Annotated in this window: 17 protein-coding genes; 14 read left to right on the plus strand and 3 right to left on the minus strand. The window is 31.5% G+C overall.

The window, feature by feature from the left end; all coding sequences use genetic code 11:
• Positions 1–30: 30 nt before the first annotated feature.
• From ER639_RS01945 to ER639_RS01975, 7 genes are all read left to right on the plus strand, one after another.
• The gene (locus ER639_RS01945) at positions 31–429 is read left to right on the plus strand and encodes a hypothetical protein (RefSeq protein WP_129064067.1); all 399 of its coding nucleotides are present in this window, start codon (positions 31–33) and stop codon (positions 427–429) included.
• A 72-nt stretch (positions 430–501) separates the two neighbouring features.
• Positions 502–795 (plus strand): hypothetical protein, encoded by a 294-nt coding sequence (locus tag ER639_RS01950; protein ID WP_129064068.1) that lies wholly within the window; start codon positions 502–504, stop codon positions 793–795.
• Between the two features lie 4 nt (positions 796–799).
• A complete protein-coding gene (locus ER639_RS01955) occupies positions 800–1,240 on the plus strand; it encodes a hypothetical protein (protein WP_129064069.1) in 441 nt (146 codons plus the stop codon).
• Positions 1,241–1,277: 37 nt separating this feature from the next.
• Entirely contained in the window at positions 1,278–1,574 is a 297-nt protein-coding gene (locus tag ER639_RS01960; RefSeq protein WP_129064070.1) for a phage holin, read from the plus strand.
• Complete coding sequence (locus ER639_RS01965; protein ID WP_129064071.1) at positions 1,571–2,362, plus strand: N-acetylmuramoyl-L-alanine amidase; 792 nt, start codon at positions 1,571–1,573, stop codon at positions 2,360–2,362. Before ER639_RS01960 ends, ER639_RS01965 begins: the two co-directional genes overlap by 4 nt.
• A gap of 26 nt (positions 2,363–2,388) precedes the next feature.
• Positions 2,389–2,820, plus strand: a complete 432-nt coding sequence (locus tag ER639_RS01970) for a CHAP domain-containing protein (RefSeq protein WP_129064072.1) — start codon at positions 2,389–2,391, stop codon at positions 2,818–2,820.
• Positions 2,821–3,458: 638 nt separating this feature from the next.
• Positions 3,459–4,487: a DUF2332 family protein gene (locus ER639_RS01975; protein WP_164993329.1), complete on the plus strand. Its 1,029-nt coding sequence runs from the start codon at positions 3,459–3,461 to the stop codon at positions 4,485–4,487.
• Positions 4,488–4,536: 49 nt separating this feature from the next.
• On the opposite strand, the gene ER639_RS01980 is transcribed toward ER639_RS01975, so the two are convergent.
• Complete coding sequence (locus ER639_RS01980; RefSeq protein WP_129064074.1) at positions 4,537–5,895, minus strand: aspartate kinase; 1,359 nt, start codon at positions 5,893–5,895, stop codon at positions 4,537–4,539.
• A 101-nt stretch (positions 5,896–5,996) separates the two neighbouring features.
• On the opposite strand from ER639_RS01980, the gene ER639_RS01985 reads away from it, so the two are divergent.
• The 4 genes from ER639_RS01985 to ER639_RS02000 are packed head-to-tail and all read left to right on the plus strand — an operon-like array spanning position 5,997 to position 10,025.
• A complete protein-coding gene (locus tag ER639_RS01985; RefSeq protein ID WP_129064075.1) occupies positions 5,997–7,214 on the plus strand; it encodes a homoserine dehydrogenase in 1,218 nt (405 codons plus the stop codon).
• Between the two features lies 1 nt (position 7,215).
• Positions 7,216–8,280, plus strand: a complete 1,065-nt coding sequence (gene thrC, locus ER639_RS01990; protein ID WP_129064076.1) for a threonine synthase — start codon at positions 7,216–7,218, stop codon at positions 8,278–8,280.
• Positions 8,280–9,173 (plus strand): homoserine kinase, encoded by an 894-nt coding sequence (thrB, locus tag ER639_RS01995; protein WP_129064077.1) that lies wholly within the window; start codon positions 8,280–8,282, stop codon positions 9,171–9,173. Before thrC ends, thrB begins: the two co-directional genes overlap by 1 nt.
• A 45-nt stretch (positions 9,174–9,218) precedes the next feature.
• On the plus strand, positions 9,219–10,025 hold the full coding sequence (locus ER639_RS02000; protein ID WP_483306220.1) for a Cof-type HAD-IIB family hydrolase: 807 nt from the start codon (positions 9,219–9,221) through the stop codon (positions 10,023–10,025).
• Here ER639_RS02000 and ER639_RS02005 read toward each other — a convergent pair.
• On the minus strand, positions 10,015–10,875 hold the full coding sequence (locus ER639_RS02005) for a 2-dehydropantoate 2-reductase (RefSeq protein ID WP_129064079.1): 861 nt from the start codon (positions 10,873–10,875) through the stop codon (positions 10,015–10,017). The genes ER639_RS02000 and ER639_RS02005 overlap by 11 nt on opposite strands.
• A gap of 115 nt (positions 10,876–10,990) precedes the next feature.
• Between ER639_RS02005 and panB the strand changes: the two genes are divergently transcribed.
• From panB to ER639_RS02020, 3 genes are read left to right on the plus strand one after another with little or no spacing between them, the layout of a single operon-like run.
• A complete protein-coding gene (gene panB / locus ER639_RS02010) occupies positions 10,991–11,803 on the plus strand; it encodes a 3-methyl-2-oxobutanoate hydroxymethyltransferase (RefSeq protein WP_129064080.1) in 813 nt (270 codons plus the stop codon).
• Positions 11,796–12,647, plus strand: a complete 852-nt coding sequence (gene panC, locus ER639_RS02015; protein ID WP_129064081.1) for a pantoate--beta-alanine ligase — start codon at positions 11,796–11,798, stop codon at positions 12,645–12,647. The genes panB and panC overlap by 8 nt, the downstream gene beginning before the upstream one ends.
• 45 nt (positions 12,648–12,692) lie before the next feature.
• Complete coding sequence (locus tag ER639_RS02020) at positions 12,693–13,010, plus strand: hypothetical protein (protein ID WP_129064082.1); 318 nt, start codon at positions 12,693–12,695, stop codon at positions 13,008–13,010.
• Positions 13,011–13,058: 48 nt separating this feature from the next.
• On the opposite strand, the gene ER639_RS02025 is transcribed toward ER639_RS02020, so the two are convergent.
• The gene (locus ER639_RS02025; protein WP_129064083.1) at positions 13,059–14,504 is read right to left on the minus strand and encodes an amino acid permease; all 1,446 of its coding nucleotides are present in this window, start codon (positions 14,502–14,504) and stop codon (positions 13,059–13,061) included.
• Positions 14,505–14,519: the final 15 nt, after the last annotated feature.

A 14,519-nucleotide genomic window follows, 5' to 3' on the forward strand; every position in this document is an offset into this window, starting at 1 on the left:
AAAAAAAATAAGAAAAGGTGGAATTTAAACATGGATAACATTACAACAGTAACAAGAATTTATTACATCGCAAAGGTAGGTAAAAAGGACAAATCAGTTAGATTTATTAAACCGTCGCAGTACTCGGGCTTATTTAACGAATCAGAATTAAAAGACAACATGAGTTTTACAGATGTAACTGTAGCTAATCAAATCATTGCTAACTTAAACAACATCTACAAATTAAGTGGTCTAGAATACTACTGCTACTTAGTAAACATCGCAGACAACAGCACTCATACGATTAGTAATATTCCTGCTGAATATGCAGAAGTGGTAAGAGAATTTTTAAATCCTAAACCAGTCGAGCCAACAAGCACATCAACAAGTGAGTCAACTAGTCAGTCAGAAAGTACATCAACTAGTACATCAACTAGTACATCAATGTAATCAATAGCACGCTCTTAATTGAGTGTGCTTATTTTATTTGTAAAGTTTTTATGAAATGGAAGTGATGTTTTTGTGATAAAGCGATTTATTGACCGAGTGGAAAATCTCGGTACTGAAGCTTGGATAGCTATCCTCAATTATATAGATACAAGTATTGATGATCTAAACGGTAAAGCAAAAAAGAATGAACAGAACATCAAAGACATTAATGAAAGATTAGACGAATTAACAGACGGTTTAGGAGATGTCAAAGCTGTTATTGAATCTAATACTGAGTTAAGTAAGACTATAAAAAAAACTGCCCTCGGTGGCATTGTAACGATTATCATTGGTTATCTTGCTGCTAAGCTGGGCATCGTGGGGTGAAACAATGAGAAGTCCAAAATTCAATGAAATTTTTATTATGTTATTTAGTTTATATGTATGGTTCACATTAACTGTAGAACCCGAATTATTTAATGTGAGCAATGCAAAAAGTGGCCAAATTTATGCTACTTATATCAGCATGGTGCATTCGCAACAAAATTTAGCATGGATAAGTTTAGGAATATCAATCATGTATTTAGCGTGTTTGATGTTTAAAAATTATGGTGTGATTATATTCGTTCATATTATCGGTTTAATTTACTATCTATTTATTAGCGCATCGTTTTTAATCAATTATCCAAACATTGCATTTGGTGTGATGTCATTAGTGTCTATATGGTTGTTTATGGACTTATTGAAGTTAATCGATTTACAGGAAGAAGAAAAGAAAAACAAAATATTAAAACGCAATGGTTTAGACGATTGTGAAAGTTTGAAGCGTTAGGTTAATTCCTAGCGCTTTTTATTATGGAGGGATTTAAATGACAAGTGACAAAGTTAAGCAGTACATAGCGTATTTTGGTGGTTTCTTAGGTGCATTATACACATTATTAAATACTTTCGGTATCTCGTCAGAGTGGATAAATCCTCAAAAAACTGATGCTTTACTAGTGTTTTTAAATTCTATAGTGCCATTCGTATTAATCGCTTATGGCATACATAAAAATACTTACATCATTACTACTAAAGCCAAAAAACAAGAAAACGCATTAAAGAGTTTAGGACTTAAACCAGATAAAGAATCAGAAAAACATAAGGGAAAGGCTGATATACTATGAAAATAATGTTGGTTTGTGGGCATGGATATAATGATCCTGGTGCTGTTAGTGGAAAATATAATGAACGTGATTTTATTCGTGAACACGTTGTTGATACAGTAGCGAAATACTTAAAGTTAGCAGGTCATAAAGTTGCGACTTATGGAAAAGGTCAAGACATGTATCAAGATAGTGATTATGGATATGGTAGAGTAGACCAATATAACTACGGAATTTTTTGGGTAAAAAATCAAGGTTATGACGTATGTGTTGAGTTTCACCTTGACGCATCGAACAATAAAGAAGTTGACGGAGGTCATGTTATTATAGGGGCTGGACTAGAGCCAGACAACATAGATATAGGTATACAAAAGGCTATTGAAAAGCACGTTGATGATTTACATGGAATTAGTAAACGTGATGACTTATTTCATCCACGAATTGCAAAAGAAATTGGTTTAAACTATCGACTTGTTGAATTAGGTTTTATTACTAATAAAGGTGATATTGACTATATTCTTAAACATGGAGATGCATTCTGTAAAGACATCGCTGATGCGATTAATGGTAAGGAAATAGTTATTAAGAAAAAAGTAAAAAAAGCACCTAAAAAAGAAGTTAAAAAACCAGTTGCAAAGAAACCATCAAAAAAAGTTTCTTCTATTAAATATACGCATCGAGTTAAAAAAGGTGATTCACTTTGGTTAATCGCTACTAATAATAAGTTAACTGTTGACCAATTAAAAAAATTAAACGGTTTAAAAGACAATTTGATTTATGAAGGACAGGTACTTAAATTAAAAAAGTAGATGTGGCGCAGAAACAGAAAGCGCCTGTGAAATCACAACTAAGAAGTAAAAAAGAAATGCTAGATCGTTTAAACTGGTACGTTGGTAAATTCATAGATTTCGATAATGTGTATCAATATCAATGCATGGATTTGGCTGTAGATTACATTTATTATTTATCGAATGGAAAAATAAAAGCATGGGGTAACGCTAAAGATTTAATCAAAAACAATTATAGTAATTTATTTAAACTATATGAAAATACTCCAGAATTTTTACCTAAAGTTGGCGATATAGCTGTTTATACTAAAGACTTCGCTGACAACAAATACGGTCACGTAGCTTTAGTTTATGCAAATCCAACATTACAAAGTATGGTTGTAGTTGAACAAAATTGGAACGGCGAAGCTAATATGCCATGCATATTACGTACTGATTACTATACTGGTGCAACTCACTTTATCAGACCTTTAATATAATTTTAGCCCTCTCACTAGTAATGTGAGAGTGCTTTTTTAATTCGATAAATCAGTCTAATTATTTAAAATTCGATTAAATAAACGAATAAATAAAGCACCCATTTTATTTTCAAATTAAAATGGGTGCTTATTTGGGTGCAAACCTTTAGAAAACCATAGACACTAGTACATCATAGAACTTGTAAAAACAGCAATTTAAACTATAAAAAACTGTTAAAAACATTGCTAATTTATATCGTACACAAGTATCTGAATGGGAACGTGAACAATACATGAAATTGTATTAATCCATTTAAACCCTAGAGCCACATGGCTTTGGGGTTTTTTATTTTGGACTCGAAAACTAAGCGTTTTTTATAATTATCAAGTTGTAGCATTTCCCATAATGGCACATGTGTACTATGCATATCCCAAAAGAATAAATTGTGATAACATTTATATAAATTTATATTTATATATAATTATTTATTTTATAAGTACTATAATTCAGTTTTATAATTAAATGTGTATATTGACCGTATAAATCCCATAAAATAATATCAAATCGTACCATATTACATTTGTATAAACTTTATTGATTGCAGTTGTAATTTTTACATGTTATAATCAAGCGAATTTACATGATAGGTGGATTAATTATGCCTGATAAAATTAGAACTCAATTTATTAAATATGGGGATGTTGTTGAAAAGGATAGTCCTTTTTATAAGCAGCTTGCACATTTAATTGCAAACAATGATGAATTATTATTACAACTCAAACCATATTGGCAGACAACACATTTCTTTTCTTTATATTTTGCTAGTGTATTAAAGGCGCTATATATACATGATCATAAATTACGTGAGTATTATTTAAATTTTAATGATAAGCCAAAGAAATTAACAGAAGAAAAATTTGATGTCTTTATTGATTTTCAAAACACTTATTTTGATGAAATTATTATGGATGTTCAAAGTCAATTTTTAAAGAAAAACATTGTTGAACGTGCTTCAGTATTTATTCCAATATTTAATGAAGTCATTCAAAGTCATGTTGAGGATGATTTTAACTTTATTGAATTAGGTGCACTCGCAGGTCTTTTATTAAATTATGATTGGTATGGTTATACTTTTAATAAATCGGTTGAATTAGGACAAGTGAAAGATTTAAATATTAAAGTGAAGTTAAATGATTATCATGATGAAATAAAAGAGATGATGCATCCTACTTTTAAAGTAGGGATTACAAATAAAAAGTATGATTTATTAGAGGATGAAGATTACTTTTGGTTAATTAGTTTGTTTTATCCAGAAGAGATTAAAAGACGTAAGCATTTTATTAAAGCGCGTGAGATTTTCTTGAAGCACCCTGTAAATATTTTAGAAGGAAATGAATTGGAATTATTAGAGATGGTGTTGTCTCAATTAGATAATGATAAACCTACAATTATTTATCATATTCATACAACGAAATCTTGGTCAGATGATAAGAAAATAGCCTTAATGGATATCATTCAAAATTATGCCAATCAACGTGAAATTTATCATATTCATCATCAAATATTTGGTACTGATATAATTTGTGATACATTTGAAAATGGGCAGTTGGTGCGTAAGAAATATGCGAACTTTAATTTAAATGAAATGACAATAGAGTGGATGAAAGATAAACCGGTAGTATTATAAAGATGTTGAGACTTTTTAGTCTCAACATCTTTTTTAATTCTTAATGTTATTACTCAAAATAGGCTTGATATAGTGCTTTTACAGCTTTATGTTCATCTTGTTGAGAAACACCAATCATGATTGATATCTCACTTGATCCTTGGTTAATCATTTTGATATTGATGTGGTGATTTTTTAATGCAGATGTCGCTTTATTTGCTGTACCAATTGTTGTTTTCATACCTTCACCAACAATCATAATGATTGCAATATTTTCTTCTATATTGATTTCATCAATATTCAATGTATTATGGATTGCTTTTATTAATTCACTTTTTCGTCGCTGTAAGTCTTTTGTATTTACAATTACACTTAAATTATCGATGCCTGATGGAATATGTTCATATGATATTTCAAATGTTTCTAAAATAGATAGTAATTTTCTAGTAAATCCAATTTCTCGATTCATTAAAAATTTTTTAATATTGATACTTGAAAAACCAGCGTGACTGGCAATACCTACAACACCTTGTTTTTCTTTTTGCATCATAATCGTTGTTCCATTATGATCTGGGGCATTTGTATTTTTAATTTGAATTTGGGTATTTTGATGAATTAATGGTAATAATGCTTCATCGTGAAATACATTAAATCCAGCATAAGTTAATTCTCTTAATTCGCGATAAGTCATTTTATCAATGATTTTTGGATTTTCTTGTATGTTTGGATTGACTGAATAAATACCTGATACATCTGTAAAGTTTTCATAAATGTTTGCATGAATACTTCTAGCCAATATGCTACCTGTTATGTCACTGCCACCTCTTGAAAAAGTGACGATATTGCCTGATTTTGAAATACCGTAAAATCCAGGACAAATGATTAAATCATATGATTTTAATTGTTGTTGAATGATGAGATTTAAATTTGAGTATGTATCATCAAGCACACATGCATTTGAAGGTTCATCGGTTACATAAAACTTACTTTCTTCAGGTAATAAACAATATGTTTTTTTGCCTAATTGATTAAAGTAATTTGTAATGAGTATCGCATTAAAATATTCACCACGACTTTTTAATGCATCAGATAATCGATGAGGTTGATGTTGATATTTTTTAATTATTTGATGTATATGTTCAGAGATAAGATGTGAAATTTTTAATTCATTTGGTAAAGCCATTTCTGATTCAATTTCACGATATCTTTCAATAATTTTTTCAATTTTTTCTTGTATATCAAGGTTCTTTTCAATGTTTTCTATAATGTCGACGATATAATCGGTTAATTTCGTATCACCTGTAAATCTTGTTCCTGGTGCACTTACTACAATGATTTTTCTACTTTCATCGCCACTTACGATATTAAACACTTTATCGATTTGTGACTTTGAGGCAACACTAGAGCCGCCAAATTTACTAACTTTCATAAAATTCCTCCTAATGTCTTTACAAGTGATATTAACAGTTATACACTGTTAGTAAGTATTTTTCAAGTATACATTTGTATTTTTAGAGAGGACTGATTGGTTTGAAAAAAGTAAAAATTGCATTATTAGGTTTGGGAACAGTAGGTTCAGGTGTTATGAATATTTTAGAAATGAATAAAAATCAAATTTCAAAATATTATGATGTTGAACTTGAAATTGTTAAAATATTAGTGAATGATGTGACGAAAAAAAGAGATGTACAAGTTGATCGTTCATTATTAACCAATCAGATAGAAGATATTTTAAATTTAGATGTAGATATTGTGATAGAAGTCATGGGTGGTATTGATCAAACGTTTAAACTGATTGAACAATGTTTAAATCGAAAAATCCATGTTATTACTGCAAATAAAGATATGCTTGCTGCGCATTTAGAGCAATTAGAAAGCATTGCGACAAAAAATAAAGTAGCACTTAAATATGAGGCAAGTATAGCGGGTGGTATTCCAATAGTGAATGCAATCAATGCAGGACTTTCTGCAAATGTTATTCATCAATTTATGGGTATATTTAATGGCACATCAAACTTTATTTTGAGTAAAATGGCGAATGACCAAATGCAATATGAAGAAGCGTTAGCATTGGCTACAAAGTTAGGTTATGCTGAACTAGATCCTACAAATGATGTAGAAGGTATTGATGCAGCACGTAAAGTAGCGATTAGTTGTTATTTGGCATTTAATCAATTTGTTCATTTGGATGAAGTATCTGTTAGCGGCATTTCTGATGTTACTTTAGAGCATATTGAAATCGCAAAATCATTAGGTTATCGTATTAAACTTATTGGATCAGGTGCATATGATGGTCATAAGGTTGTGGCTTCTGTTCACTCGACATGTATACCAATGGCACATCAATTGGCACATGTAGAAAATGAATACAATGCAATTTATATTGAGGGGAATGCTGTTGGGGATACTATGTACTATGGAAAGGGTGCAGGCAGTCTCGCAACAGGTAGTGCAGTTGTAAGTGATTTACTTTATATCATTGAACGCTTTGATTCAAATCACACATTGCCACTTCACCTTGAAGTTGATAACGCACAACATAAATCATCACTTGTAATAGAAGAAGACCAATTTTTAGTAATAATTAATGTATCTAATAATAACCAAATGCTAGAAGAAGTAATGAAGCAATTTGATTTTAAACAACAATCGGATTGTTATTATGCGAAATTAAATGAAGCAGATGTACTGGCTTTATCAAAAATAGAAGACATTAAATTTAAGAAATATCGAATTGAGGGCGAATAAGATGAAAAGATGGAAAGGATTATTAGAAGAATACAAATCATTTTTACCAGTAGATGAAAATACACCTATGCTAACATTAAATGAAGGTAGCACACCACTTGTTTATTTATCTCATATTTCAAATGTTATTGAATGCGATGTTTATGCGAAATTAGAAGGATTAAATCCAACAGGGTCGTTTAAAGACCGCGGTATGGTAATGGCTGTAGCGAAAGCAAAAGAAAAAGGTAGCGAAGTTGTTATTTGTGCATCTACAGGTAATACATCAGCTTCAGCTGCGGCATATGCTGCAAGAAGTGGTTTAAAGACAATTGTAGTTATTCCAGAAGGTAAAATTGCTGCAGGTAAAATGGCGCAAGCAATTGCTTATGGTGCAGAAATTGTTCAAATTAAAGGAAATTTCGATGATGCTTTAAATATCGTAAAGGAGATTGCCGCTTCTCATGACAAAATTGCATTAGTGAATTCTGTCAATCCATATCGTATTGAGGGTCAAAAGACAGGTGCATTTGAAATTATTGAACAATTAGAAAACTACCCAGATATATTGGCAATACCTGTGGGTAATGCCGGGAATATTACAGCATATTGGAAAGGTTTTAATGAATATCAAAAGGTGAAATCGGGTAAACTACCTAAAATGTTTGGTTTTCAAGCAGAAGGCGCTAGTCCAATTGTGCAAAATAAAGTGATTGAAAATCCAGAAACGATTGCAACAGCAATTAGAATTGGTAATCCTGCAAGTTGGCAGTTTGCTAATGAAGCAATTCATCAATCTAATGGATTAATTGAAAGTGTTACAGATGAAGAAATTTTATATGCTTATCGTTTAATGACACACCATGAAGGACTATTTTTTGAACCAGCAAGTAATGCAAGTATTGCAGGTTTATTAAAAGTACATGAATCTGGGAAATTACAAAAAGGACAAACGATTGTTGCGATACTTACAGGGAATGGATTGAAAGACCCTGATACTGCGATAAGTGCTAATGCATTTGAAACAACAGTTTTAGAAAATGAAAAATCTGATATTATTTCGTTTATTGAATCGAGGTTAGTTTAATGGTAAAAATTAAAATTCCAGGTTCTACTTCTAATTTAGGACCAGGTTTTGATTCGATAGGGATGGCGGTTAACCGCTATCTCTATTTAGATGTTCAGCTGAGTGAAACAACAAGTATTACTCATGAAGGTGACATGTTGAAAGATGTGATAGATAATGATTCGCATTATTTAAGAAAGTATTTGAATTATTTTTATAACTATTTTAAAGATAGAGGTATTATCAATTATCAATTAAATTTTAAAATTCACATGTCTTCAGAGATTCCTTTAGCAAGAGGTTTAGGCTCTTCTGCGAGTTGTTTAATTGCAAGTTTAGAAATCATCAATTATTTTTATGACTTAAAGTTAACAACGCAAGATAAATTGTTATTTTTAACTCAAATCGAAGGGCATCCAGATAATGTTGCACCGAGTTTGTTTGGTGGTATTACCATTTCTCATTATGATGGGAAGAAAGTTGATACAGTTGTTGCACCAGGTATAGAGTGGCCAATGTATACTTTTGTACCCAATTTCGAGTTAAAAACAAGTGTTGCGCGTAATGTATTGCCGAGTCAATTGCCTTATCAAGAAGCAGTTGATGCCAGTGCAATTAGTAATGTCTTAGTAGCAAGTTTGTTTGCTAAAGATTATGAAACATTAGGTAGAAAAATGATGAGTGATAAATTACATGAACCTTATCGTCATGCATTATTACCTCACTATGAAAGTATTAAATTTGCAATTAAGGGACTAGGGTATTGTTTTTTAAGTGGTGCTGGGCCAACCATCTTTATTATGCTAAAGCCCGATAAAGTCCAAGAAGCATTAAAGTATATTGATAATTTACAACTAGATGGCACTTTAAGCAAAATAGAAAGTGACAATATTGGAACAACAGTAACTGTATAACTTTAATATGTTAAAATGTACTTATCAAATTGATGAGGTGACATTATGGAATATAAAATGATCGTTTTAGATATGGATGATACTTTAATGACTTCAGATAATAAAATGTCAGAAGGTACAAAACAAGCGTTATTAGATATTCAAAAACAAGGGGTTAAAGTTGTACTTGCTTCAGGAAGACCAACAGGTGGTATGGTTCCAACAGCTTTAGAGCTTGAGCTTGATAGAAACGAGTCTTATATATTAAGTTATAATGGTGCACATGTGATTTCAATGAAAGATCAATCATTATTAACGAGTCAACCAGTAACAAAATCACAATTTGATGCAATCTACGATTATTGCCAATCTAATGGATTATTTGTTCTGACTTATGTGGATGATGAAATCATATATGATGGTGAACATGAATATATGAACATTGAACATGATTTAACAGGGTTACCGATGAAAAAAGTAGACAATTTAAAATCATTTATTCAATCAGATGTGCCTAAGGTTTTATCTGTAGATTACGAAGCACACATCAGTCAATTGAATCAACAATTAGATGGCCATTTTGGTGAAGACATACATGCGACGACTTCAAAGCCATTCTTTTTAGAATTTATGCATCAAAATGTTTCTAAAGGTCAAGTATTGAAACAATTATGTGATATGATAAATATCCCTGCCGAAGCTGTCATTTGTGTCGGTGATAGTAACAATGATAAAGATATGCTAGAATTTGCTGGTTTAGGTATTGCTATGGGAAATGCAAATGAAGCAATTAAACAAGTTGCAGATGATATTACAGATGACAATAACAATGATGGCATCAAAAAAATGATTGAAAAATATTTCAATCATTAAATCTATTTTGATAGCCTTTTAATAATAATGTAACAGTATCGATGTACGGTGTTGTTACATTATTTTTTTTGGCGATGTATTGTATATAGCCTTGTATGAATTCGTATTCAGTAGGTTGTAAGTTGATACGGTCATAGTACATCGATGTACCCATGTTTGCATCATAGTTTAAATAGATATTGATAATTTCATCTATGGATGTTGTCAATTGAATACCATCAGACTGTGCAACATCAAAGCCTTCTTTTAGAAGCGCCTTAGTAAATGCCAATATTTCTGGGTCGTTTAATACTTGAGCAGTATTTAAAGTTAAGGCAGTTACTGAATTAATCCCCAAATTAACGAGTAATTTCATCCATAATTTTGATTGATAATCTTCACTAAGTTCGATATTCAAAGCAGTTGATTGAAATACTAATTTCAATTGTTTTGTATCTTTGTTCACAGGGAGTATCAGAGTATTGTCTTGAAAATGAATGACGGCATCATTGGTTTTTTGACCACTAATATAAACGACAGCCTGGTATGTTTTAAGATGTTTAAATCGTTCTGTCTGAGAATAACCATTTTGGCAAATGATGATAATGGTATCATCATGAATCATTTGTTCAATGTAGGGCATGATTTGATCAATGTGAATTGCTTTAGTCGTAACGAATATAATGTCGCTTTTTTGGACAGTTTTTTCATTCAACGGAATTACTGAAATAGGGAGTTCATTGAAAATGCCGTCTTTTTTTATTTTAAGTTGTCTTGATGTTCGGCCATATATAATTACATCAAATTGTGGAGAGATGAATGAGGCAATGATACTACCTACCGCACCTGCACCGATAATAGAAATTTTCATAATTTATCCTTTCAAAATTTAAATGATCTATTTTATAAAAATATTAATGGTTAATATGTACAAGTTTAATTTTAAACAATATAATAACAAATGACTATATGGAGGATGTGACAATATGAAGACAACAAAAGATTTTTATACGATGAAACAAAATCAAGAAAAAATAACAATGATGACTGCGTACGATTATCCAAGTGCGAAGCAAGTTGAAGCGGCTGGGATAGATATGATATTAGTGGGTGACAGTTTAGGGATGACGGTACTAGGATATGAAAGTACTGTACAAGTAACATTAGACGATATGATTCATCACTCTAAAGCCGCAAGACGTGGCGCCCCAAATACATTTATCGTGAGTGATTTACCAATTGGCACAGTGGGTGTTTCAATTGAACACGATGTAAAAAATGCTTTAAAACTATACCAAGCAACCAATTGTAATGCAGTTAAGGCTGAAGGTGGGCATTTAACAGATTTTATTGCCGCTTGTAAAAATATTGGTATTCCAGTAGTAGCACATTTAGGACTAACGCCTCAAAGTGTAGGAATAATGGGGTATGCCGTTCAAGGTAAAACGAAAGATGCCGCTGAAAAATTAATTGAAGATAGTATTGCAGTTATGAAAGCAGGCGCAATTGCATTAGTGTTAGAAGCGGTACCAAGTGATTTAGCAAAAGTGATTACGGAGAAATTATCGATTCCTGTAATTGGTATAGGGGCAGGTATAGATACAGATGGACAAGTATTGGTGTACCATGATGTGCTAAAATACGCTGTCGATAGAAAACCTAAGTTTGTAAAAGTATTTGGTGACTTTTCTACGGGCGTTGATGCATTAAAACAATATCATCAAGAAGTGAAATCAAAACAATTTCCTACAGAGGAATACATGTACAAAGTAAAAGTAATGGGTGAGATCAATGACTAAATTAATTACTGATATAAAAGAAATGCAAGCATTAATGAATCAATATAAATTGGATGGTAAAACAATTGGGTTTGTACCTACAATGGGTGCACTTCATTTTGGTCATCAAACTTTAATGAAAAAAGCAAAAGCAGAAAATGATATTGTAGCGATAAGTGTCTTTGTTAATCCAACGCAATTTTTGCCAGGAGAAGATTTTGAAAGTTATCCACGTCAAATTGATAAAGATGTGATGACTGCTTCAGCTGTTGATGTTGACTATGTATTTCATCCAAGTGTAGAAGACATGTATCCGGATTTAGACCGTTTACCAATCACATTAAAAGTGCACGAACAAGCAGAAGTATTAGAAGGTGTGAAAAGACCAGGACATTTTGATGGTGTGGTGATGGTTGTTAATAAATTATTCAACATTGTAAAGCCAAATAAAGCTTATTTCGGCAAAAAAGATGCGCAACAATTAGCCATTATCGAAACAATGGTCGAAAACTTTAATCACGATATTGAAATTTGTGGTGTAGACATTGTGAGACAAGCAGATGGATTAGCTGAAAGTTCTAGAAATGTTTATTTAACGGAATCAGAGCGATTAGAAGCACCTGCGCTATATCAATCATTACAACTAGCGAAGTCATTATTTGATCAAGGTGAACGTCGTAGCGCAATTTTAATCGATACTATTGAAAAATATCTTACAGAACATACAAGTGGTAAAATTGATGAAGTTGAAATTTATACGTATCCATCATTAAAAAAAGCGGCAACGATAGAAGAACAAGTGTTTATATCAATCGCTGTTAAGTTTTCTAAAGCAAGATTAATCGATAATATCATTATTAAATAATGATATAAATTAAGGTATAATTGAAGTAACAAAGGAGATGAGCATATGGTTAATGGACAAACAAACTTATTTGATGATGTTTTGAAAACAGATGAAACATTTGTGATTGTAGTACAAGGAGTTTATGAAAAAGATGGACAAATCATTAAGAAAATCTTAAGAGAATATCCGAGTTTGGATTCAATTGCAATGCATCGATTATTTGAACATTTAAAAGATACGTATTTAAACGAGCCATTCGATGAACATATGGTCTTTTATGATATTACCGTTTATACAAATGAAGATTATGCTGCTGATCATATCTTTGCACATACGAAAAGACATAAAGGGGCTCATCACTGGACACATACATCTAAATAATGGGAATAAATATTAAAAAATAAGGATTGAGGCATTTTGCCTCAATCCTTATTTTGATTCGATATGGTGTTCTGATAAATCCATCTCTGTTAATTTTACAATTTTCGTTTTATGAATCGCTTTATAACCGAAGTAACATGCAATCGTAAGAATGATTGGCATTAATGATTCTAATAACTTTGGCCAGTTAAGTGCTTGAATATCAGCAATCGATTGGCCGATAAATAAAAATAGTATTGCACAAATAACAATGATAGGTCCTAACGGATATAAAGGTGATTTATATGTAAGTAATTGATTCATATTTTTATTTTGTTTTTTGATCGCCATTCTTAATCTTACTTGGCTTATTATACTAATTCCCCATACAATAAGGACTAATGTTCCAACCATATTTAATAACTTAGCATAGCCACCCATATTAAAATTGGCATATATAATTGATAGTGTAATTAAAATAGTCGTTAATATTAAAGCATTATATGGCATGTTTCTTTTATTTAACTTACCAACTGCTCGAATGCCTTGTCCATGTGAACTGATTGAATATAATAAACGACTTGTTGCATATAAACCAGAATTACCTGCTGATAATACTGATGTTAAAATGACAGCATTCATAACGCTTGCTGCAAATAATACCCCAACTCGTTCAAAAATAATTGTAAATGGGCTCATTGCAACATTTGAACCTTCATTTAATAATCTAGGATCAGTGTAAGGAATTAAACATGCAATGATAAAAATAGAACCTATATAGAAGAATAGTATTCTGAAAAATACTTGTTTAATGGCTTTAGGCATTGCTTCTTTAGGATTTTCTGATTCGCCAGCTGTAACAGCAACGACTTCGGTACCACCAAATGAGAATCCCGCTACCACTAATACACCTAACATGCCTAAAATACCGTTGTTAAATGGTGCTTCTTTATAAGTGAAATTTTTTAATCCTACAGGTTCATGGTTGAGAATACCAAAAATCATTAACACACCTATAATTAAAAATAATATAATGGTAGCTACTTTGACAAAAGCAAACCAATATTCAGCTTCACCAAATGATTTCACTGAAAATGCATTTAAAATAAACAATAATGCAAGAAATATGATGCACCATACTAGTGAGGGAATACCGTTAAACATATCCCAGTATGTTAATACTTTAGATGCAGTAATGATATCAATACCCGTTACAAGGCTCCAAATTAACCAATATAACCATCCTACTGTGAAACCAGCTGCAGGGTCAATAAAACGATTGGCATACGCGCTAAACGATCCTGAAACGGGATAGAAAGTTGCAAGTTCTCCGAGTGCTGTCATCAAAAAGTAAATCATCACACCAATAATGGCATATGCAAGTAATGCACCACCTGGACCTGCTTGAGAAATCACAGCACCACTGGCCATAAATAAACCTGTTCCAATTGATCCGCCAATTGCAATCATTGAAATATGTCTTGTTTTTAAGTCTCTATCTAATTGTTTTGTCATTTCTCCACCTTACTT

This window comes from Macrococcus sp. DPC7161, from assembly GCF_004117835.1.
In the GTDB taxonomy this organism is placed as follows: domain Bacteria; phylum Bacillota; class Bacilli; order Staphylococcales; family Staphylococcaceae; genus SDSC01.